This is a genomic window from Phyllobacterium sophorae, from assembly GCF_003010965.1.
Lineage (GTDB): Bacteria > Pseudomonadota > Alphaproteobacteria > Rhizobiales > Rhizobiaceae > Phyllobacterium > Phyllobacterium sophorae.
The window spans coordinates 82,514-103,108 of record NZ_PGGM01000013.1; the positions used below are offsets into that span (position 1 = coordinate 82,514).

22 protein-coding genes are annotated in these 20,595 nt (G+C 55.2%); 14 read left to right on the forward strand and 8 right to left on the reverse strand.

Features of this window, described 5'->3' with window-relative positions; translation table 11 throughout:
• Both tldD and CU103_RS23230 read right to left on the reverse strand, forming a co-directional pair.
• The gene (gene tldD / locus CU103_RS23225; RefSeq protein WP_106666412.1) at window positions 1–1,413 is read right to left on the reverse strand and encodes a metalloprotease TldD; all 1,413 of its coding nucleotides are present in this window, start codon (window positions 1,411–1,413) and stop codon (window positions 1–3) included.
• An 80-nt stretch (window positions 1,414–1,493) separates the two neighbouring features.
• Complete coding sequence (locus tag CU103_RS23230; RefSeq protein WP_245448967.1) at window positions 1,494–1,961, reverse strand: invasion associated locus B family protein; 468 nt, start codon at window positions 1,959–1,961, stop codon at window positions 1,494–1,496.
• Between the two features lie 435 nt (window positions 1,962–2,396).
• Between CU103_RS23230 and coxB the strand changes: the two genes are divergently transcribed.
• From coxB to rnhA, 13 genes are all read left to right on the forward strand, one after another.
• Window positions 2,397–3,242 (forward strand): cytochrome c oxidase subunit II, encoded by an 846-nt coding sequence (coxB, locus tag CU103_RS23235; protein WP_106666524.1) that lies wholly within the window; start codon window positions 2,397–2,399, stop codon window positions 3,240–3,242.
• Between the two features lie 39 nt (window positions 3,243–3,281).
• On the forward strand, window positions 3,282–4,934 hold the full coding sequence (ctaD, locus tag CU103_RS23240) for a cytochrome c oxidase subunit I (RefSeq protein WP_106666414.1): 1,653 nt from the start codon (window positions 3,282–3,284) through the stop codon (window positions 4,932–4,934).
• Window positions 4,935–5,020: 86 nt separating this feature from the next.
• The gene (gene cyoE, locus CU103_RS23245; protein WP_106666525.1) at window positions 5,021–5,965 is read left to right on the forward strand and encodes a heme o synthase; all 945 of its coding nucleotides are present in this window, start codon (window positions 5,021–5,023) and stop codon (window positions 5,963–5,965) included.
• 1 nt (window position 5,966) lies between these two features.
• On the forward strand, window positions 5,967–6,122 hold the full coding sequence (locus tag CU103_RS31565; RefSeq protein ID WP_170117113.1) for a hypothetical protein: 156 nt from the start codon (window positions 5,967–5,969) through the stop codon (window positions 6,120–6,122).
• An 8-nt stretch (window positions 6,123–6,130) separates the two neighbouring features.
• Window positions 6,131–6,760, forward strand: coding sequence for a cytochrome c oxidase assembly protein (locus CU103_RS23250; RefSeq protein WP_106666415.1), 630 nt, complete (start codon window positions 6,131–6,133; stop codon window positions 6,758–6,760).
• A 57-nt stretch (window positions 6,761–6,817) separates the two neighbouring features.
• Window positions 6,818–7,696 (forward strand): cytochrome c oxidase subunit 3, encoded by an 879-nt coding sequence (locus CU103_RS23255; RefSeq protein WP_106666416.1) that lies wholly within the window; start codon window positions 6,818–6,820, stop codon window positions 7,694–7,696.
• A gap of 80 nt (window positions 7,697–7,776) precedes the next feature.
• Window positions 7,777–8,289, forward strand: a complete 513-nt coding sequence (locus CU103_RS23260; RefSeq protein WP_425350641.1) for a L,D-transpeptidase family protein — start codon at window positions 7,777–7,779, stop codon at window positions 8,287–8,289.
• A gap of 12 nt (window positions 8,290–8,301) precedes the next feature.
• Window positions 8,302–8,697 carry a DUF983 domain-containing protein gene (locus CU103_RS23265; RefSeq protein WP_106666418.1) on the forward strand — a complete coding sequence of 132 codons (396 nt, stop codon included), beginning with the start codon at window positions 8,302–8,304 and terminating at the stop codon, window positions 8,695–8,697.
• Entirely contained in the window at window positions 8,690–9,490 is an 801-nt protein-coding gene (locus CU103_RS23270) for an SURF1 family protein (protein ID WP_106666419.1), read from the forward strand. The genes CU103_RS23265 and CU103_RS23270 overlap by 8 nt, the downstream gene beginning before the upstream one ends.
• A gap of 48 nt (window positions 9,491–9,538) precedes the next feature.
• Window positions 9,539–10,540, forward strand: coding sequence for a 4-hydroxy-3-methylbut-2-enyl diphosphate reductase (gene ispH / locus CU103_RS23275; protein WP_106666420.1), 1,002 nt, complete (start codon window positions 9,539–9,541; stop codon window positions 10,538–10,540).
• Window positions 10,541–10,582: 42 nt separating this feature from the next.
• The gene (locus tag CU103_RS31570; protein WP_162707194.1) at window positions 10,583–10,735 is read left to right on the forward strand and encodes a hypothetical protein; all 153 of its coding nucleotides are present in this window, start codon (window positions 10,583–10,585) and stop codon (window positions 10,733–10,735) included.
• Window positions 10,736–11,716: a homoserine kinase gene (locus CU103_RS23280; protein ID WP_106666421.1), complete on the forward strand. Its 981-nt coding sequence runs from the start codon at window positions 10,736–10,738 to the stop codon at window positions 11,714–11,716.
• Window positions 11,713–12,168: a ribonuclease HI gene (gene rnhA / locus CU103_RS23285; protein ID WP_106666422.1), complete on the forward strand. Its 456-nt coding sequence runs from the start codon at window positions 11,713–11,715 to the stop codon at window positions 12,166–12,168. The genes CU103_RS23280 and rnhA overlap by 4 nt, the downstream gene beginning before the upstream one ends.
• Window positions 12,169–12,212: 44 nt before the next feature.
• On the opposite strand, the gene CU103_RS23290 is transcribed toward rnhA, so the two are convergent.
• Both CU103_RS23290 and CU103_RS23295 read right to left on the reverse strand, forming a co-directional pair.
• Window positions 12,213–12,698 carry a peroxiredoxin gene (locus CU103_RS23290; RefSeq protein WP_106666423.1) on the reverse strand — a complete coding sequence of 162 codons (486 nt, stop codon included), beginning with the start codon at window positions 12,696–12,698 and terminating at the stop codon, window positions 12,213–12,215.
• A gap of 83 nt (window positions 12,699–12,781) precedes the next feature.
• On the reverse strand, window positions 12,782–13,579 hold the full coding sequence (locus CU103_RS23295; protein WP_162707195.1) for a protein-disulfide reductase DsbD domain-containing protein: 798 nt from the start codon (window positions 13,577–13,579) through the stop codon (window positions 12,782–12,784).
• 172 nt (window positions 13,580–13,751) lie between these two features.
• Between CU103_RS23295 and CU103_RS23300 the strand changes: the two genes are divergently transcribed.
• Window positions 13,752–14,354 carry a YqgE/AlgH family protein gene (locus CU103_RS23300; protein ID WP_106666526.1) on the forward strand — a complete coding sequence of 201 codons (603 nt, stop codon included), beginning with the start codon at window positions 13,752–13,754 and terminating at the stop codon, window positions 14,352–14,354.
• A gap of 14 nt (window positions 14,355–14,368) precedes the next feature.
• Here the strand turns inward: CU103_RS23300 and CU103_RS23305 are convergent, their stop codons facing one another.
• Genes CU103_RS23305 through thrC form a run of 4 tightly spaced genes read right to left on the reverse strand, consistent with a single transcriptional unit; the run spans window position 14,369 to window position 20,592 of the window.
• A complete protein-coding gene (locus CU103_RS23305) occupies window positions 14,369–17,245 on the reverse strand; it encodes a putative bifunctional diguanylate cyclase/phosphodiesterase (RefSeq protein WP_410010373.1) in 2,877 nt (958 codons plus the stop codon).
• A 43-nt stretch (window positions 17,246–17,288) separates the two neighbouring features.
• Window positions 17,289–17,870 (reverse strand): GNAT family N-acetyltransferase, encoded by a 582-nt coding sequence (locus CU103_RS23310; protein ID WP_106666425.1) that lies wholly within the window; start codon window positions 17,868–17,870, stop codon window positions 17,289–17,291.
• A gap of 18 nt (window positions 17,871–17,888) precedes the next feature.
• Entirely contained in the window at window positions 17,889–19,184 is a 1,296-nt protein-coding gene (locus CU103_RS23315) for a M16 family metallopeptidase (protein ID WP_106666426.1), read from the reverse strand.
• A 10-nt stretch (window positions 19,185–19,194) separates the two neighbouring features.
• On the reverse strand, window positions 19,195–20,592 hold the full coding sequence (gene thrC, locus CU103_RS23320; RefSeq protein WP_106666427.1) for a threonine synthase: 1,398 nt from the start codon (window positions 20,590–20,592) through the stop codon (window positions 19,195–19,197).
• Window positions 20,593–20,595: the final 3 nt, after the last annotated feature.

Sequence of the window (20,595 nt, forward strand, 5' to 3'; positions counted from 1 at the left end):
TCAGACCGCGGTGCCCCCAACGGTCATTTGATCCATGCGCAAATGCGGCTGGCCGACGCCGACCGGTACCCATTGGCCACCCTTGCCGCAATTACCGATGCCTGTATCAAGCTGCAGATCATTGCCAATCATGGAAATGCGTTGCATGGCATCGGGGCCGTTGCCGATCAGCATCGCGCCTTTTACCGGAGCGCCAACCTTGCCGTTCTCGATCATATAGGCCTCGGTGCATCCGAAGACGAACTTTCCGGAGGTAATGTCCACTTGGCCACCGCCGAAAGACACAGCGTATATGCCCTTCTTGATCGACGCGATGATCTCCTCGGGGGTCTTGTCCCCGCCGAGCATATAGGTGTTGGTCATGCGTGGCATCGGAGCATGCGCGTAGGATTCGCGCCGTCCGTTGCCGGTAGGCTCCATTCCCATCAGGCGTGCATTCTGACGATCCTGCATATACCCGACCAGAACGCCGTCATCGATCAGCACTGTCTTGTTGGTCGGCATGCCCTCGTCATCGACGGTAAGCGATCCGCGCCGTTCCGAGATTGTGCCATCGTCAACGACGGTAACGCCCTTTGAGGCCACCTTCTGGCCGAGCAGTCCGGCAAAGGCAGACGTCTTCTTGCGGTTGAAATCGCCTTCAAGTCCGTGGCCAACGGCTTCGTGCAACATTACACCCGGCCAGCCGCTCGAGAGCACGATGTCAAATGTTCCGGCGGGTGCAGGAATGGCTTCCAGATTGACCAGAGCCTGCCTCAGTGCTTCGTCGGCAGCATATTGCCATTTATCGGAAGCAATGAATTCGCCAAAGCCCTTGCGACCACCTGCACCGTACGTGCCGCTTTCCTGCCTGTCGCCGTCACCAACAACGACAGATACGTTCAGTCGAACCATCGGGCGAACGTCGCGAACGAAATGGCCGTCGGCACGCAGGATTTCTACCTGCTGCCAGGATGCCGCGAGCGACACGGAAACCTGCCGGACTTTCGGATCCTTGGCACGCAAATAGGCGTCGATTTCCTGCAGAAGCTTCACTTTTGCCTCGAAGCTTGGCGAGCCGAGGGGATTTTCGTCGCTGTACAGGCTGCGATTCGTTCCGGGCGGCGCAGCTGTATATGTTCCGGCATGTCCGGTCCTGACTGCCGAAGCCGCGTCAGAGGCGCGCTTTAGGGCACCAAGGGACAACTCACCGGCGTGGGCATAGCCAACGGCTTCGCCAGCGACAGCGCGGAGACCAAAGCCCTGGTCCTGATTGAAAGAGCCGTTCTTCAGCCGGCCGTTGTCAAACGCAAGACCTTCCGATTCTCTGTATTCGATGAAAAGCTCGCCATCATCGGCACCCTCAAGACTTTGCTTGACGGTATCGAGGATTTTTTCGCGAGGCGCGTCAAAACTGTCGATCAGGCTTTTCATGATAAACGTTCCGGTTCAATTTGCATAAACCGGATGTAGGCCTTCGATCGGCTCACGACAACAGCAATCTTGGTAAAAGCTCAGGGGAGGGCGTCGAAGCCTTCACCAAAGCCATTGAGCTCGACGGGGATACCGATGCCTTCCTCCGGTGTCTGGAACACGATGAATGTTGCAGCCTTGCCAGTTTTGAGTGTCTGGACAAGCTGTTCTTCCAGGATAACCTCGGCATAGCAACCGTCTTCGAAGCAGCGCACAAAATAGGCGCGTCCGATATCCTTGCCATCAACGTTCAAACCCAGGCCGTTCGGAAGAAGAACGCCAAGTGGGGCGAGGACGCGCAGGATCTTGGCTTTATTGTCCGCCGTTTTCAAAACGACGACGGAAAGTCCCATTTCCGGGCGATCGGCTGCAACCACATTCTGAATTAGCGCGCATTGCTCAGATTTGGCGCCCGCTGGCGTGTCGCAAAGGATAGACCATGCCCCGTGCGTGGATTTGACCGTGCCGCTTTGCTGAGCTGCCATCGCAGTGCCTGCAAAGGCATTCATGGACAGGGTGAGCAAACCAACGGCGATGCTACGTAGCGCGAAAGAGAACATGTAGGCTCCAAAACGAATCATCCAGACGTTAAACCGCCACGCCGCGGATGAAAAGAATGCCGCTCAAACACTCCCCAGCATACAGCGGCCCAGCAATCTGTGGTGTAGTGCAAAAATGGCCGGATTGTGAGCCAACCCGCGCCTTACGCAGCAAAATCACCGCGAACGAGAAAAAACACGCTTCATTGTATATACCCATCGTCGAGAAGAGAGAAGCTGCGCGCAAAAATGCCGCATGAGATCACGTTCGCCTTCCTTGCGATGTAAGCTAATGTGTGGTTTGAACGCGGCATATACCCGGGCCTTGTCTACGCCCGGCCTTAACGTATGGAATCAAAGCTTCATTCGGGAGATTTCTAGGTGAAGAAGAATATTGTCACGCTGATGGGTGTCCTGAGTGGCCTGCTCGGTGCCGGATCTGCCTATGCTGCACAGCCGGAACCTTGGCAGATGACCTTCCAGCCCGCTGCCTCCGCTATTATGGAGCAGATCGTTTGGTTCGAACGCTACACGTTGTGGTTCATCATCCCGATTACGCTTTTCGTGATGGTCCTACTGGCCTGGGTCATGATTCGCTATCGCGCCAGTGCCAATCCGGTTCCCTCAAAGACCAGCCACAATACGGCAGTGGAAATCGTCTGGACGGTTGGTCCCGTTGTTATCCTCCTCTTCCTTGCAATCCCATCCTTCCAGCTTCTGACGGCACAATATTCTCCCGAAGAACCCAAGCTGACTGTCAAGGCAACCGGCTATCAGTGGTATTGGGGATATGAGTACCAGGCTGGGGACGCACCCGTTTCGTTCGATTCCGTTTTGCTGAAAGATGCAGACCGTGCTGCCGCTGGCAAAGAAGATCGCAAGGCTTATCCGCGATTGCTGGCTGTCGATAATGAAATGGTCGTACCCGTGAACACGACGGTTCGTCTTCTGGTTACCGGCGCCGACGTGATTCATTCATTCTCGATGCCGGCGTTCGGCGTGAAGATGGATGCCGTCACTGGCCGGAGCAACGAAACCTGGTTCAAGGCAGACAAGGAAGGCATGTACTACGGTCAGTGTTCGCAGATTTGCGGCAAGGACCATGCTTACATGCCGATCGCAATCCACGTCGTTTCTCAGGCTCAGTACGACACTTGGTTCGCTGCAGCCGGCAAAGATCTTCCGGGTGCGTACAAGGCACTGACCGCTAAAATCGACACAGACAAGAACGTAAACGTGGCCGGCAACTAAGCTGGTCGACGCGAATTATTGAGGAACGGGAGCACTTTGATGGCAGGTTCTGCAGCTCACGAAGCCCATGACGCTCATAAGCCAACTGGCTGGACGCGCTGGGTCTATTCGACCAATCACAAGGACATCGGCACACTATATCTGATCTTCGCGATCATTGCCGGTATCATCGGTGGTTGTCTTTCGATCGCCATGCGCGCCGAGCTGCAGCAGCCCGGCATTCAGATTTTCCATGGTCTGGCGTCCATGGTTTACGGCTACGAAGGCGATGCAGCCATCGACGCCGGCAAGCAAATGTACAATGTGTTCTCGACCGCGCATGGCCTCATCATGATCTTCTTCATGGTCATGCCCGCGTTGATTGGTGGTTTTGCCAACTGGATGGTGCCGATCATGATCGGTGCGCCAGACATGGCATTTCCGCGCATGAACAACATTTCGTTCTGGCTGCTTCCTCCGGCTCTTCTCCTGTTGATTCTGTCGATGTTTGTTCCGGGCCCGGCCGGTGGTTTCGGGACAGGCGGCGGCTGGACGATCTATCCACCTTACTCGACGTCGGGTCAGCCAGGTCCGGCGATGGATTTTGCCATCCTCTCGCTGCACATCGCGGGTGCATCTTCGATCCTCGGGGCCATCAACTTTATCACCACGATCTTCAATATGCGTGCGCCGGGCATGACACTGCACAAGATGCCGCTATTTGCCTGGTCGGTACTGATCACTGCCTTCCTTCTGCTTCTGGCTCTGCCGGTTCTGGCTGGCGGCATCACGATGCTTTTGACGGACCGCAACTTCGGGACAACGTTCTTCTCGCCGGAAGGCGGCGGTGATCCGCTGCTGTTCCAGCATTTGTTCTGGTTCTTCGGTCACCCTGAAGTGTACATCATGATCCTGCCCGCATTCGGCATTATCAGCCACATCGTCTCGACCTTCTCGAAAAAGCCGATTTTCGGCTACCTTGGAATGGCCTACGCCATGGTCGCCATCGGTGTCGTCGGGTTCATCGTCTGGGCTCACCACATGTATACGGTTGGTTTGTCACTCGACACGCAGCGTTACTTCGTCTTCGCAACGATGGTCATCGCCGTGCCAACTGGCGTGAAGATCTTTTCGTGGATCGCTACGATGTGGGGCGGTTCCATCGAGTTCAAACCGCCTATGGTTTGGGCGATCGGCTTCATCTTCCTGTTTACCGTGGGTGGTGTGACGGGTGTCCAGCTTGCCAATGCAGGTCTCGACCGGGCCATGCACGACACTTACTATGTTATCGCGCACTTCCATTACGTGCTGTCACTGGGAGCTGTCTTCGGTATTTTCGCGGGCTGGTACTATTGGTTCCCGAAAATGACTGGCTACATGTACAATCACACAATTGCCCATACGCACTTCTGGGTGATGTTCATCGGCGTCAATCTGGTGTTCTTCCCGCAGCATTTCCTTGGACTGGCGGGCATGCCGCGCCGTTACATCGACTATCCGGATGCATTCGCGGGCTGGAACGAGGTTTCGTCCATCGGTTCCTATATTTCCGGTGTAGCGGTCCTTATCTTCCTGTTCGGTGTCTTCGAGGCGTTTGCCAAGAAGCGTGAAGCTGGTGCCAATCCCTGGGGTGCAGGCGCAACCACGCTCGAATGGCAGCTGTCTTCACCGCCGCCGTTCCATCAGTGGGAACAGCTCCCGCGCATCAAGTAGGAAATGTGATGTCCGGACCGTTGAAACCAGTGGCCCGGATATCCGCCAAGACGCAATTGCCGCCTGTAAACGACAAGATTGAACGAATGCCTTTGGTTGAGAAAAACGCGAGCCTGGATACGAGCATTGGCCTCTCCGAAGCCAATGCGTCGGATTATATTGCGTTGCTCAAGCCACGGGTGATGTCGCTTGTCGTGTTCACCGGTTTTGTTGGTTTGATGGCGGCGCCAGGGCAGATCCATCCGGTCCTGGCTGCCATTGCTATCCTCTGCATTGCCGTTGGTGCAGGAGCGTCCGGCGCGCTCAATATGTGGTACGATGCTGACATCGACGCCATTATGAAGCGCACCGCCAAGCGTCCGATTCCTGCAGGACGGATATCGCGCGAAGAAGTTCTGACTTTTGGTCTGTTGCTTTCCGCCTTTTCGGTCGTGACGCTTGGTCTCTTCGTCAACCTTTTGTCCGCCTTTCTGCTGGCCTTCACCATATTCTTCTATGCTGTTGTTTACACGATGTGGTTGAAGCGCTCGACCCCGCAGAACATCGTGATCGGTGGGGCTGCAGGTGCATTCCCTCCTATGATCGGCTGGGCCGCGGTGACCAATTCGGTGAGCATGGAAAGCATCGTGCTTTTCCTGATCATCTTTCTATGGACCCCGCCGCATTTCTGGGCCCTGTCGCTTTTCATGTCGGACGATTATGAAAAGGCGAAAATCCCGATGATGCCGAATGTCATGGGTGAGGCATCGACGAAGTTCCAGATTTTCCTTTATACGCTTCTCGTTGCGCCCGTTGCGGTCCTGCCGTGGATGATGGGCTTTGCCGGTCCCGTATATGGCGTGTTTTCGATAGCAATGGGTGCGGCCTTCCTGGGATACGCCTGGACTGTGTGGCGTGCCCCTGTCGGCGAGGCGATGATGAAGCCGGCGAAGAAGATGTTCGCATTCTCGATCTTCTATCTCTTCAGCCTCTATGCGGTGCTTCTTGGTGAAATTCTCGTGCGTAAAGCACTCTTGGTAGCAGGTGCTTGATATGAGCAATGATCGTGTAACTCTCACCGACAAACAACGGAAGGCGCAGCGCAGCCGTTCGATAGCACTCGCGCTTGCTTTGGCTGCCTTCGTTATTCTCGTCTATGTCGGTACCTGGGCAAAACTCGGTGCCAATATTCTCATCAGGCCGATGTGAGCGGAGAAATGACTGACGATACGCATCAGATCACCGAGAACGCCGTGGTGCCGAAGCGCAAGGTTTCGGATCGCACCATAGCCATCTCGTGCCTCGCATTTTTCTTCGGCATGGTGGGAATGGCGTTCGCCGCCGTCCCCCTCTATGCGATGTTCTGTCAGGTGACCGGTTATGGCGGAACAACCCAGCGTGTCGAACAGATGTCAGACACGATCCTCGACAAGAAGATCACGGTCCGTTTTGATGCCAATACATCCGGGGGCTTACCTTGGCAGTTCGAGCCAGTCCAGCGCGATGTGACGATGAATATCGGCGAGACCAAGCTGATCAAGTACGAAGCCAGGAATATTGCCGAGAAGCCCACGGCCGGTCGTGCGGCCTTCAATGTGACGCCGCAGGCGGCAGGGGCGTATTTCAACAAGGTCGAGTGCTTCTGTTTTACCGATACGGTCCTGAAGCCCGGTGAGGACCTCGAAATGCCGGTGGTATTCTTCGTTGATCCGGATATCGTCAATGCGCCAGAATTGAAGGGCGTCAACACAATCACCCTGTCGTACACGTTCTTCCCAATCGCGATGCCAGCACCGCTTGCTGCCAGTACCGACGTGAAGAAGAACGGCACATCGGGACAGCTTTAAACTGCGCCGGCTGGAAAGCCGGTGTCTAAACCAATAACAGACCTTGCGGGGGTTAGAATGGCCGAAACGCACCAGAAGAACCACGATTATCACATCATTGATCCAAGCCCTTGGCCTTTCCTCGGGTCGGTTGGCGCATTTGTGCTTGCAATCGGCGGCATTGCCTTCATGCGCTATAACAGCGGTGGCGAGCTCGTGCTGTTCAATGCCAACCTCACCAGCCCCTGGATATTCGCGATCGGCTTGGTCATCATTCTCTACACGATGTATGGCTGGTGGTCGGACACGATCAAGGAAAGCAAGGAAGGCCATCACACTCGGGTCGTTTCGCTGCATCTGCGCTATGGCATGATCATGTTCATCGCCTCTGAGGTGATGTTCTTCGTTGCCTGGTTCTGGGCCTTTTTCGACGCCAGTTTGTTCCCGGGAGAAGTCGAGCAGGTTGCTCGTGCGGCATTTACCGGTGGAGTGTGGCCGCCAAAGGGGCTTGAGGTACTCGACCCGCTGCACCTGCCACTCTACAACACGATCATTCTGCTGCTCTCGGGCACAACCGTAACGTGGGCGCATCATGCGCTGCTGCACAACGATCGCAAGGGTCTCATCACGGGCCTCACGCTGACCGTTCTGCTCGGCATACTCTTCTCCTTCGTGCAGGGCTACGAGTATGTGCATGCGCCATTCGCGTTCAAGGATTCGATCTACGGCGCCACGTTCTTCATGGCGACGGGCTTCCACGGTTTCCACGTCATTATCGGCACGATCTTCCTGGCGGTATGCCTGCTACGCTCGATTCGTGGTGACTTTACACCGCAGAAGCATTTTGGCTTTGAAGCCGCGGCCTGGTACTGGCACTTTGTTGACGTTGTCTGGCTGTTCCTGTTCTTCTCGGTCTACGTATGGGCCTCATGGGGCGCCCCAATCGCCGTTGAGTAGCTGAACAGCGCAGAATTCCAAGAGGGCGGCCGCGGAATCACGGCCGCCCTCTTTTTTTGAGCACAATCCTGCGTAATCCATTGGCGATGAGCAAGTTGCCCGCTTTCCGTCCGTTTTTCCCTATTCTCATCACATCGTTTTTTGCGACAACTGTTCAGGCGGGAGAGCGTAAGGTCGATCTCGTACGGGTAGAGAAATCCGAGCGCCGGATGCAGCTTCTTTCCGGCGAAATGTTGATCAAGGAGTACAAAATTGCACTCGGTGCGCGGCCAATTGGCCATAAGCGCTGGGAGGGCGACGAGCGCACGCCAGAGGGACGCTATGTCCTCGATTGGCGCAATCCGAAAAGCATAGCGTACAAGTCGATCCATATTTCCTACCCGAACACCAAGGACACGGCTGCGGCAAAGCTCATGGGTGTTCCACCCGGCGGTGAAATCATGATCCACGGGGCAGCAAATGGTTACGGATGGTGGGGCTGGGTGCTTCAACTTATCGACTGGACAGATGGTTGCATTGCCGTCACTAATTACGAGATGGATGAAATCTGGACCCTCGTTCAAGATGGAACGCCAATCGAGATCAACCCCTGAGTGCATAAATAAATGAATGAAGATAATGCCCTGTATCCCCCGGTGGACCCATTCGCTGCGGGTGTGAAGGCGCGCTGTCCGCGTTGCGGACAGGGGAAATTATTTGACGGTTTCCTGAAACCTGCCGAACGATGCGCGAGCTGTGGGCTCGATTACTCCTTCATCGATACCGGCGAAGGTCCCGCGGTTCTGGTTATGCTATTGATCGGCTTCATTGTTGTCGGTCTTGCCCTCTGGATGGAAGTCACACTCGATCCACCACTATGGCTGCATTTCATCCTTTGGATTCCATTGGCGCTCGTACTTTGCCTGGCGGCCTTGCGCTGGATGAAGGGCTTGCTGATCGCGCTCCAATACAAACACAAGGCTGCTGAAGGACGGCTGGATCGAGCGACCGCACATGAATAATATCGTTACGCCGGCAAGGCACCAAGGGTTCCCATGGATTACGCTCATCCTTGGCGCGATTGTTTTTGCTATCCTGATCGTTCTCGGGACATGGCAGGTGGAGCGCCTGCACTGGAAGGAAGGCCTCCTGGCGGAGATCGAAGCCCGAACCCATGCGACGCCGGCTTCGCTGGCCGAGACGGAAAAAGTGTGGTCCGCCCAAAACGACGTTGATTACAGGCCCGTGACGGTCGCTGGACGTTTGCTCAATGACAGGGAACGGCATTACTTCGCCACCTATGAAGGCTTTTCCGGATTCTACATCTATACGCCGCTGTTGCTCGATGATGGACGCTCGGTTTTCATCAATCGCGGCTTCGTCCCCTATGACAAGAAAAATTCGGTAACACGGCCGGAGGGTGAAATCGAAAGACCCGTGACCATTACTGGCCTTGCCCGCAATCCGCTGGCCTCCAAACCGTCATCGATCGTGCCAGACAATGATCTCGTGACCAATACTTATTACTGGAAGGACTTGCCGGCGATGGCGCGGCAATCGGGCATCGCAGAAGACAAGCTCGTGCCGTTCTTTATAGATGCGGACAAAACAGCCAATCCCGGTGGCTTGCCGATTGGCGGCGTGACGATCATCGATCTGCCGAACAGCCACCTGCAATACGCAGTCACATGGTATGGTCTGGCCGCAACGCTGGTCGCAATTATGGGTATCTCGTTCTGGCGGCGATATAAGCTGACCGCGTCAAACGAACCGGAAGTCGTCGAATCCGACCGTACGGACTTGACTTCCCGCTGATTGCCGCCCAATTCCAAGAAACATTTCAATGCTGCGAGATACGATACGATGGCCGACAAGAAACCACTGACAATCCGCTTGTGCGGGCCGCGCGGATTTTGCGCCGGTGTGGATCGCGCCATTCAGATCGTTGTTCTGGCGCTGAAGAAATATGGAGCACCGGTCTATGTGCGCCATGAGATCGTTCACAATCGTTATGTGGTTGAGGGACTTCAGGCCCGAGGTGCAGTCTTCGTTGAAGAACTCGACGAAATTCCGGCAGAACATCGCAACCAGCCGGTGGTATTTTCCGCTCATGGGGTTCCGAAATCGGTTCCTGCCGATGCAGAGAACAAGAACCTTTTCTATCTCGACGCCACATGCCCTCTCGTGTCCAAAGTCCACAAGCAGGCGATGCGCCACCAGAGGCTTGGCCGCCACGTTATTCTCGTGGGTCATTCAGGCCATCCGGAAGTGATCGGCACCATGGGACAGTTGCCGGAGGGCGCGGTCACGCTCGTTGAAACCATCGAAGATGCCGAGGCTTATGTGCCGCAGGATCCGGATAATCTCGGCTTCGTCACGCAGACGACGCTCTCGGTGGATGACACTGCGGGGATCATCGCTACCCTGCAACGCCGCTTTCCTGCCCTCACGGCGCCCGCCGCCGAGTCCATCTGCTACGCCACCACAAACCGGCAAGATGCCGTGAAAGCAGCAGCACCGGGCTGTGATCTGTTCCTCGTTGTGGGGGCGCCGAATTCATCCAATTCCAAGCGATTGGTGGAAGTCGCGGAGCGTTCGGGTGCAGCGCAGTCGCTGCTGGTTCAGCGCGCTTCTGATATCGATTGGGACTTCATTGGTGACATTGCTGTGGTGGGACTGTCTGCGGGCGCGTCGGCTCCAGAGATCATTGTTGACGAAATCATCCAGTTCTTTTCGGAGCGCTATTCCGTGACCATCGACCTTGCCGAGACTACTATTGAGACAGAGAATTTCCACGTCATGCGTGATCTTCGTGATGTTGAATTGACAAGTGGCGACATGGCCTTCGTCAATGGAAGCCGATAAGGGCCTTTCTGGCCCATCGGCCTATTCTGACGGAGGGATGTTGTGACAGGATCAAGCAAAGATGCGAAGACCCGCACTCTTCGTGCGGGCGAGTGGCTTCGTCCGATGAACGACATCGGCCTCACCTCCTTCCTGGTGGATTGTTTCGCCATCCGGGAAACAGAATACGGCCGATATGGCCGGGAAGGGCTCTGAATGGCTGTTTATACGGACATTAACGAGATCGATCTCGCGCATTTCCTCAAGGATTACGATATTGGCGAATTGCTATCGTATAAGGGCATCGCCGAGGGAGTAGAGAACTCCAACTATTTGCTTCACACAAGCACCGGATCATTCATCCTGACGCTCTATGAGAAGCGGGTAAACAGCAATGATCTGCCGTTCTTTCTTGGTCTTATGCGTCATTTAGCCGGGAAGGGGATCAGCTGCCCTCTGCCTGTCAGTCAGAAATCCGGTTCAAGCATTGGCGAACTTGCCGGACGTCCAGCTGCGATCGTGACCTTTCTTGAGGGCATGTGGATGCGCCGGCCGACAGTCCAGCATTGCTATGCTCTGGGCGAGGCTCTGGCGCGGATGCATGTCGCTGGGGAAGATTTCCCCATGCGGCGCCGAAACGCGCTCTCGGTCGAAGGCTGGCGGCCACTGTGGGAAAATTCGAAGGCTGGTGCAGATAGGGTCGAACCGGGTTTGGCAAGGGAAACCGAAGCGGATCTGGCTTTCTTTGAATCGCATTGGCCATCGCACCTGCCACACGGTGTCATCCATGCAGATCTGTTTCCGGATAATGTCTTCTTTCTCGGAAGCAGGCTTTCAGGGCTGATTGATTTCTATTTTGCTTGCACTGACCTGCTTGCCTACGACGTGGCGGTTTGTCTGAATGCCTGGTGCTTCGAGAAAGACCACTCCTTCAACCTCACCAAGGGTACAGCTTTGCTTCGCGGCTACATTTCCGTTCGCCCGCTATCGGCAGAGGAAGCGGACAATTTGCCTATTCTTGCACGCGGCTCGGCTTTGCGTTTCATGCTGACGCGGCTGTATGACTGGCTGCATACTCCCGAGGGTAGTCTTGTCGTTAAGAAGGACCCGATGGAATATGTCCGCCGGATGCGGTTTCACCGGCAGATCAAGTCGGCAGAAGAATATGGACTGATCCTGGAAAGTCAGCACTCGTGAAGGAAATTCAGGTTTTCACAGACGGCGCTTGTTCCGGCAATCCGGGTCCTGGCGGTTGGGGTGCAGTTCTGCGCTGGAACGGCAATGAAAAAGAACTTTCAGGCGGTGAGGCGGACACGACCAATAATCGCATGGAGTTGATGGCGGCGATTGCGGCTCTCAACGCTCTCAAGGAACCGTGCCAGGTCGATCTCTATACGGATTCCGTCTACGTCCGTGATGGCATTTCCGGCTGGATCGAAGGTTGGAAGCGCAACGGTTGGAAGACGGCCGCCAAGAAGCCGGTGAAGAATGCGGAACTTTGGCAGGCACTCGACGAGGCGCGAAAACGCCACAAGGTCATATGGCACTGGGTCAAGGGCCACGCCGGGCATCCTGAAAATGAACGTGCTGACGAACTGGCTCGGACCGGCATGGCGCCGTTCAAGCGAAAATCATTCTCGCAAGGTTGAAAAAGGGCCGGGATTCCCGCCCTCTTTCTATGGAGATTTTTGTTTCAGAGTTGTTCAAGAATGGTCGCCGCGCTCGAGGTCACTGCCTGACCAGGCGACTCTTCGACGTTAAGCTGTTTTACGACACCGTCTTCAACCAGCATGGAATAGCGCTTGGAACGCACCCCCATGTTTCCGGCACCGAGGTCAATATCGAGACCAACAGCCTTGGTGAATGTAGCATTGCCATCGGAGAGATACTGAATCTTGCCCTCTCCGTTAGTTGCCTTTGCCCAAGCGCCCATGACATGCGGGTCATTGACAGCAACGACAACGATGGAATCGACGCCCTTTGCGAGAATGGCATCGCGGTTTTCAAGATAGCCGGGCAAATGGTTCATGCTGCAGGTTGGTGTGAACGCACCAGGAACGGCAAAGAGAACGACCTTCTTGCCTTTGAACAATGTGTCTGAGCGGACTTCACTGACGCCCTCATCGGATTTCGTCTTGAATGTGGCGTCTGGCAAACGCTCGCCTACCTTGATTGTCATGTATTGGCTCCTTGAGGGGAATTGAAGATTTGCAACCTATCGCAGATAAGATGACCTCTCTGAAAAGTCGAGGATTTTGATACTCATTCCTGCACGTCGATAGTTCCGGATACGGCCTTTTCGCCTTGCACCAGCGTGTAGTGCAATGGAACCAGTTTCTTGTCCTTGCCGGCGACGATCGGGATCGCGAACACGGCGCTGTTTGCTTCGCGGCTTTTTAGTTTTGACATGCCGAAAGTGATGCCCTCATCGCCCGCAACGAAAATGTCGGGTTCCGGATCACCAGAAGGAAGATCGACGGTTATGCGCACGCGATCATCCTTGCGAGCTGCGTTACGTGCTCCGAAGGAGGCGGAGGCTTCTCCCGGCAATTGCTCGAAGGCCTTGGCGACCTGTGTCTTTGTAAGTGGGTCGGAAGGTGTGTTGTCGATGGAGATGTCGAACTCTGCCGTGACAGGGATACAGATCGTCTCACAGATTCCAAGAAAAGCATGACCTTTCAGACGGGCAGGCTTGGCTGAATCGGCAAGGGTAATTGTCACGGGCAGTGCTATCGGCTTCTTGTAGCCAGCCCAATGAGTGTTGCCGTCGTCGAAACGGTGCGGCGCTGGAAACGAAAGCTTGTAGCCCTTGATGTTGCTGCTTTCGGTAAGTTCCAGCTCCGGAGGCACACCCGCATCGCCCGGCTCCCTCCAATAGGTTTTCCAGCCAGGGTCCAGATTGATTTGAATGGCGCCGCGAATTTCGGGCGTTCTCTGGACGGGATTGTCGATGATCAATCGGACGCTGCCACCCGGGGTTTTTGTCCAATTGGAATTCTCCGCATTCGCCGGAGCGGCAAAAACGATCGTCGCAATAAGGAAAAGAAATTCTGTTCTCATCTTTTGACCATTGCAGGCCTTTTGGGCTCTATCAAGGATGACCCTGATTTGGCTCATCATTTCTGTGTGAGGCCGCTTGATGGACAAAAATTTTGGCCAGGATCCGATCGTCGTTTACAATTCGTTACCAGAAACCGTTGTCATTTGCGCAATCCTTGATACCTTTATTCTCATGGAAATTTTCAGAGACGCCAACAAAGAGACTGGTTTTCTGAATGGGCAGTTCCTTCTCGCCATGCCGGGAATGGAAGACAGCCGTTTTGCGCGTTCCGTTATTTATGTTTGCGCGCATTCTGAAAAAGGCGCGATGGGTCTCATCATCAACCGCGCACAGGAAATGGAATTTGCGGACATTCTTGTGCAGCTTGGCGTTCTCGATGAACAGCAGGCAATCATGATGCCCGATCGCACTCGCGATTTTCTGGTCCGCAATGGCGGGCCAGTCGAGATGCGGCGCGGCTTTGTCCTGCACTCCGATGACTATCTGACGGATTCGACGATGCCGGTGGCCGAGGAAATTTGTTTGACAGGAACGGTTGATATTCTACGCGCCATATCCGGCGGACGCGGTCCGCGCAAGGCGCTGATGACCTTGGGCTATTCCGGTTGGGCCTCAGGTCAACTCGAAACCGAGATTGCCAATAACGGCTGGCTTACCTGCCACGCGCCCCATGAAATGCTGTTCGATACGGATATCGAAAGCAAATATGATCGTATCCTCGCCTATATGGGTGTCGATCCATCGCGGCTGGCTACTGTCGCTGGTCACGCCTGATATCCTGATAACCGCTACGATGCTTTCGATTGCTGGAATTGCTCACGCAGCAGTTTCGTCGCAACGTCCAGTGTAAGGGGCGGGCTGAACATGAAGCTCTGTGCAAATTCGCAACCCATTTGGCGAAGTTGCAGTGCATCGCTCTCGTTTTCGATACCTTCCGTGACGACCGACAGGCCAAGATCATGCGCCATACTGATCATGGAACGGAGCAGCGTGACCTTTTGCGGTTGGTCCGCTTTCAGGAACGACCGATCAATCTTGATCATGTCGAACGGGAAGCTGGTCAGGTATGACAGCGAAGAGTAACCGGTACCAAAATCATCCAGGGAAACACCCACACCCATCGCCTTGATGCTGGACAGCACGTAAGCGGACCGCTCCGGATTTTCCATCATCAGCGATTCGGTGAGCTCGAGTTTCAGGCTGCCCGGTAAGATCTGCGTTTGCAGAAGCACAGATCGAACGTCGTCGATCAAGTCCTGCCGGATCAATTGGCTGCTTGAAATATTGACCGAGACGAAAAGTGGTGAGGCACCAAGATTGCGCTGCCAATTCACCATATCTTCCGCCGCCCTCTGCATGGCGAACAGACCGAGCTGGACGATGAGGCCCGAACTCTCCGCTATCGGAATAAACTCGGACGGCGGAATTGAGCCACGGCGCGGATGATCCCAACGCATCAGGGCCTCAAAACCGGCGATACTGTTGTCGTCGAGGCGAACGATCGGCTGATAAGCCATATGAATTTCGCGGCGTTCGAGCGCACGACGCAAATCGGACTCAAGCTGCAGTCTGTCGCTTCCAACCGCTCGGAACGCTGGGCGGAATGGTTCGATGCGGTCGCCGCCGAACCGCTTGGCCTGAAACATTGCTAGTTCGGCGTCTTTCACAAGATCTTCCGGCGAAGCGGCGCTACCACTTGTCCAGGTGATCAGACCGAGTGAAGCGGTCAGGACGATTTCCCGTTTGGCGAAAGCGATTGGTGCACGGATGGCCTGTTTGACCGCATCCGCAAAGGCGGCGATCTTGGCCGGTTCGCTTTCGGAAACGAGTATCAGCCCGAACTGGTCGGCAGAAAGCCGGCTGAGCGTATCTTGCGGCCGCAAAAGGCGGTGCAGACGCCGCGAGATCGTGAGAAGAAACGTGTCGCCTGCAGACATTCCCAAGCCGTCGTTGACCTGCTTGAACCGGTCGATGTCGATAATGAATACGGTAGGCCGGATCTTGCTCTCGGTCTGCGCCATAGTGATGACAGAGCCCAGCCGGTCGAGGAAAAGCTCGCGATTGGGCAGGCCGGTCAAATTATCATGAACCGCATCATGCAGCAGGCGCTCTTCCGCTTTTTTCTGCTCGGTTACATCGATGAGCGTGCCGACACAACGGACGATTTCACCATCCGACCCAATGACCGGACGAGCCTTCAGTGAATACCAATAGTAATGGCCATCATTGGCGCGCAGGCGGAACGTTTGAGAAATGCGGCCGCGCCGGTTCTCAAGAATGACGTCCAGCGTCGTGCGAAAACGGTCGCGGTCGTCGGCATGCAGTGTCGGCAGCCAGTTGCGAACAGCGCCGTGCAGAGAGTTCGCAGACGCGCCAAGGTAATTGGTGAGGTCAGGCGTGGTAACGACCCGATCACGCGGGACATCCCAATCCCAGACAATGTCGCCAGAGCCGATAATGGCCAGCGCTTGGCGTTCGACATCCGAGAATAATCCCTGCTGCAACGCGCCACCGGAAAATGCGTGTTGCATGACCGTGAAACCGATCAAGAGGACGATAAGAACGAGGCCGCCGGCGAGAGCAGGCTGAATGATATCGTTGGCCAGGAGGCCAGAAACTGTCAGCCAGCTACCCATGAGCCATACAAGTAAAAGGATCCAGGTGGGTATCAGCATGATAGCCCGGTCGTAGCTCCGGAACGAAAAGAAGCCGATCAGCACCGTGCCGGAAATGATGGTAAGTGCAAAAGAAAAACGGGCGATCCCGGCCGCAATCGGGGGATCAAAAATGGCAACCCCGGAGACAATGCCAAGACCGAGAATCCATGTCAGTGCGCCGTAGCTGAAATTGTCATGCCAACGGTTGAGATTGAGATAGGTGAAGAGAAAGATCACGAGTGTCGCAGCAAGTGCAACTTCAGTACCCGCTCGCCACATCTGCTCGTTGCCAGGCGTGATCTCGATGAGCTGGTTCCAAAAGCCAAAATCAACGCAGATATAAGCGAGAACAGCCCATGCCAGGGCTGCCGTTGCCGGGAAAAGCGACGTTCCCTTGACGACGAAAAGGATCGTCAGGAACAGGGCAAGCAGGCCCGCAATGCCCAGAAGGATGCCCCGATAAAGCGTATAGGAGTTGACCGTGTCCTTGTAGGCGTTCGGCTCCCACACATAGACTTGCGGAAGATTGGGCGAGGCGAGCTCGGCAACAAGTGTGATTACCGAGCCAGGATTGAGTGTGATCAGGAAGATATCCGCGTCTTCACTTGCCTGGCGGTCCAGCGCAAAACCCTCACTGGGCGTAATTGAGGTTATGCGGGTCGAACCCAGGTCCGGCCAGATGAAGCCCGATCCGACAAGGCGAAAATGTGGTGCGACGATCAGCCGGTCAATTTGCTCATCGGTTGGATTGGCGAGTGCGAACGCCGCCCAATCACCCGTCGCTCGCTTGTCATTGGCCGGGACCTCGATGCGGCGGACAATGCCATCCGTGCCAGGTGCGGTTGAAACCTGGAAGGTTTCACCCTGGTTTCTGTAGACTTCCACGGCTTTTGACAGGTCGAGTGCGGTACTTTCCTTGGTAATTTTGATCGTCTCGAAGGCGTTTGCCGTCGATTGCAGGGAAATCAGCAACAAGACGAGGACAAAAATCCGCGATAAGCCTCTCAGCATATGTCCAGTCAATGGTGCCACCGATACAACCTTTGCTTGATTAGCGCCGCACATCGTCTTCAATGAGGGAGAAGAGCAGATGATCTTGCCACATACCGTTTATCTTGAGGTAAGAGCGTAGCAGTCCTTCCCTCTGAAATCCGGCTTTTTCGAGAAGGCGGATCGATCTTTCATTGCTTGGAATACAGGCCGCTTCCAATCGGTGCAACCGTACCTTAGTGAAAGCATAGGGTATTAGCAGTCCGAGTGCCTCGTTCATATAACCCTGTCCCGCAAAGGGTTCTCCAATCCAGTAGCCGATCATGCCATTCTGGCCAACACCGCGCCTGATGTTCCCCAACGTTATTCCGCCGAGAAGGCGCGAATCCGAATTGCGAAAGAGAAAGAACGGATGGGCCGTACCGGACGCCATTTCTTCATCATAATGGCGAATTCTATGACGGAATGCACCACGTTCGAGATCGTCGGCCGCCCAAAGCGGCTCCCACGGTGTCAAGAATTCGCGGCTTTGAGCGCGAAGACCCGCCCAAGCCCGATAATCCGAAAATTGAGGAGGGCGCAGGTAGAGCCGCTCGCCCTGCAGGGGCGGCGACGCGCTTCTCAGGAATGGCAGGGCGATCATGGCTTTGTGTTGCCGCCGTCAGACCGCGATTTTTCGTGGACTGGACGTTGAAGCCGTCAGCCCATGACGGACATCGGCAAATTTCATTAACGAATCGACCGGACCAACCGCTGCAATTGTCGGCATGGTGTCAAGAAAAAGCCGCCCGGACAGATCGGTCAAACGCTCTATGGTGATCTTCGATAACCGCTCGACAAGCTCCTCGGTCGATACAGCGTGACCGTAGAGAAGCATCTGGCGGGCAATCTGCCCCGCTCTGCTGGCTGCGCTTTCATGCGACATCAACAGGCTGGCGCGATATTGCGCCCGTGCGCGATTCAACTCTTCCTGGCTGATTTTTCGAGCGGCTTCGTGCAACTCGTTGATGATGACCGGAACAAGTTTCTTAAGATGGTTGCGTCCGGTTGCGGCATGGATGCCGAAAATGCCGGTGTCCGAAAAACCCCAATGAAATGCGTAGACGGAATAGCAAAGGCCGCGTTTTTCGCGCACTTCTTGGAAAAGCCGGGAAGACATGCCGCCGCCAAGGATCATTGCCAGCAGCTGCGAGGCATAGAAGTCGCGCACGTGATAGGCGCGCCCTTCAAATCCGATGACGACTTGGGCATCCATCAGTTCGCGTTGTTCGCGGAAATCACCGCCGACATAGTGCGATATATCTGGCTCGGGTGCCGTTGATTTCGAGCGAAATGAGCCGAGACGTTTCTCCACTTCCCTTACGAAGTCATCGTGCTTCACACCGCCGGCCGCAACGACAACCATCCGCTCGGCGCTATACTGCTCGTCCATATAACGGCGTAGGTCTGCAGATGAGAAAGACTGGACAGTTTCGGGCGTTCCAAGAATGGTCCGGCCGATCGTCTGTTGCTGGAAGGCTGCTTCCGTAAACCGGTCAAAGACCACGTCGTCGGGCGTGTCGTGTGCTGCGCCGATCTCCTGCATGATGACGTTTTTTTCACGCTCAAGCTCTTCGGCATCAAACTTTGAACTTGTCATGATATCGGCGAGAATATCAATCGCCAGAGGCATGTCGTCGCGCAACACGCGGGCAAAATAAGACGTGGTTTCGACACTGGTGGCTGCATTGATCTCGCCGCCGACATCTTCGATGTCTGCTGCAATTTGCCAAGCAGACCGATTCTCGGTCCCCTTGAAAGCCATATGTTCGAGAAGATGGGCTATACCGTGCTGGTTGCTCGCCTCATTCCGTGACCCCGCCTTGACCCAGATGCCAAGGGCTACACTCTCCACATGCGGCATTGTCTCTGTCGCAATCGTCAGACCGTTGGAGAGGCGACTGATTTCAACGCCCATTCAATGCTCCTTACCTCGCCGCTCTTGAATGTCGGCTGATATACTCTTCCACATTTTTAAGGTCGTTGGGAAGTACCGTGTACTGTTCTTTTCTTTCCAGGAGGTCGCCAAGCCAAAGCGGGAGGTCCGGATGAATGCCGCTTGCCGCCTTTACTGCATCGGGAAATTTGGCCGGATGAGCCGTCGCAAGCACGACGCTTGCCGCTCCCGGGGAAATCTTTTCCCGGGCAACCTTCAGCCCGATGGCTGAATGCGGATCAAGCAAATAGCCCGACTGTTTCAGGACATCATTAATTGTGTCGGCCGTTTCCACTCTTGTTGAGCGTCCGGCGTCGAATTCAGCGCGGATTTTGGCAAGTGGCACGTCGGCGATCGTAAAACTGCCGGATTGCTTCAGACCGTCCATAAGACGGCGCACCGAGGCGGCGTCGCGTCCGTGCGCCTCAAACAGCAGGCGCTCGAAATTGGATGACACTTGAATATCCATGGACGGCGATGTCGTGTGCAATACACCGCGAGTCTCGTAGTTACCTGTCTCGATGGTGCGGGTCAAAATATCATTGTCATTGGTTGCAATGACCAGGCGGTCGATCGGAAGACCCATGCGTTTTGCAACATGGCCTGCAAAAATATCGCCAAAATTACCGGTGGGAACGGTGAACGATACGGGCCGATCGGGGCTGCCAAGCGCTACCGCTGAAGTGAAATAATAAACGATCTGCGGCATGATCCGTGCCCAATTGATCGAATTGACGCCGGAAAGCGAAAGTGAATCGCGAAATGCGAAATCGTTGAACATGCCTTTGACCAATGACTGGCAGTCGTCAAAGTTGCCTTCGATTGCCAGCGCTTGAACATTCCGGGCTGCCGAGGTGGTCATCTGCCGCTGTTGCACGGGCGATACACGATTGTGCGGAAACAGGATGAAAATATCGGTGCGGTCGCGATTTGCGAATGCTTCGATGGCAGCGCCACCAGTGTCGCCGGATGTGGCACCGACAATCGTCGCGCGCTCATTTCGCTTTGTCAGGATGTAGTCCATCAATCGCGCCAGAAGCTGCATCGCCACGTCCTTGAACGCGAGCGTCGGGCCATGGAAGAGCTCCAGGACGAACTCATTGTGCCCGGTCTGAACAAGAGGACAGACAGCCTCATGGCGGAATGTGCTGTAGGCATCGTGCACCATCCGCTCGAAATCCGCCTGGTCGATGTCGCCGGCAATGAATGGTGTCAGCACACGAATGGCGACCTCAGGGTAGGTCTTGCCGCGCAAGGAGCGGATATCACTGGCGGAAAACTGTGGAAATTCCTGCGGAAGATACAAGCCGCCGTCACGCGCAAGGCCAGCCAGAAGCGCATCCGAAAAGCCCAAAACAGGGGCTTCACCGCGGGTACTAACATATTTCATTTC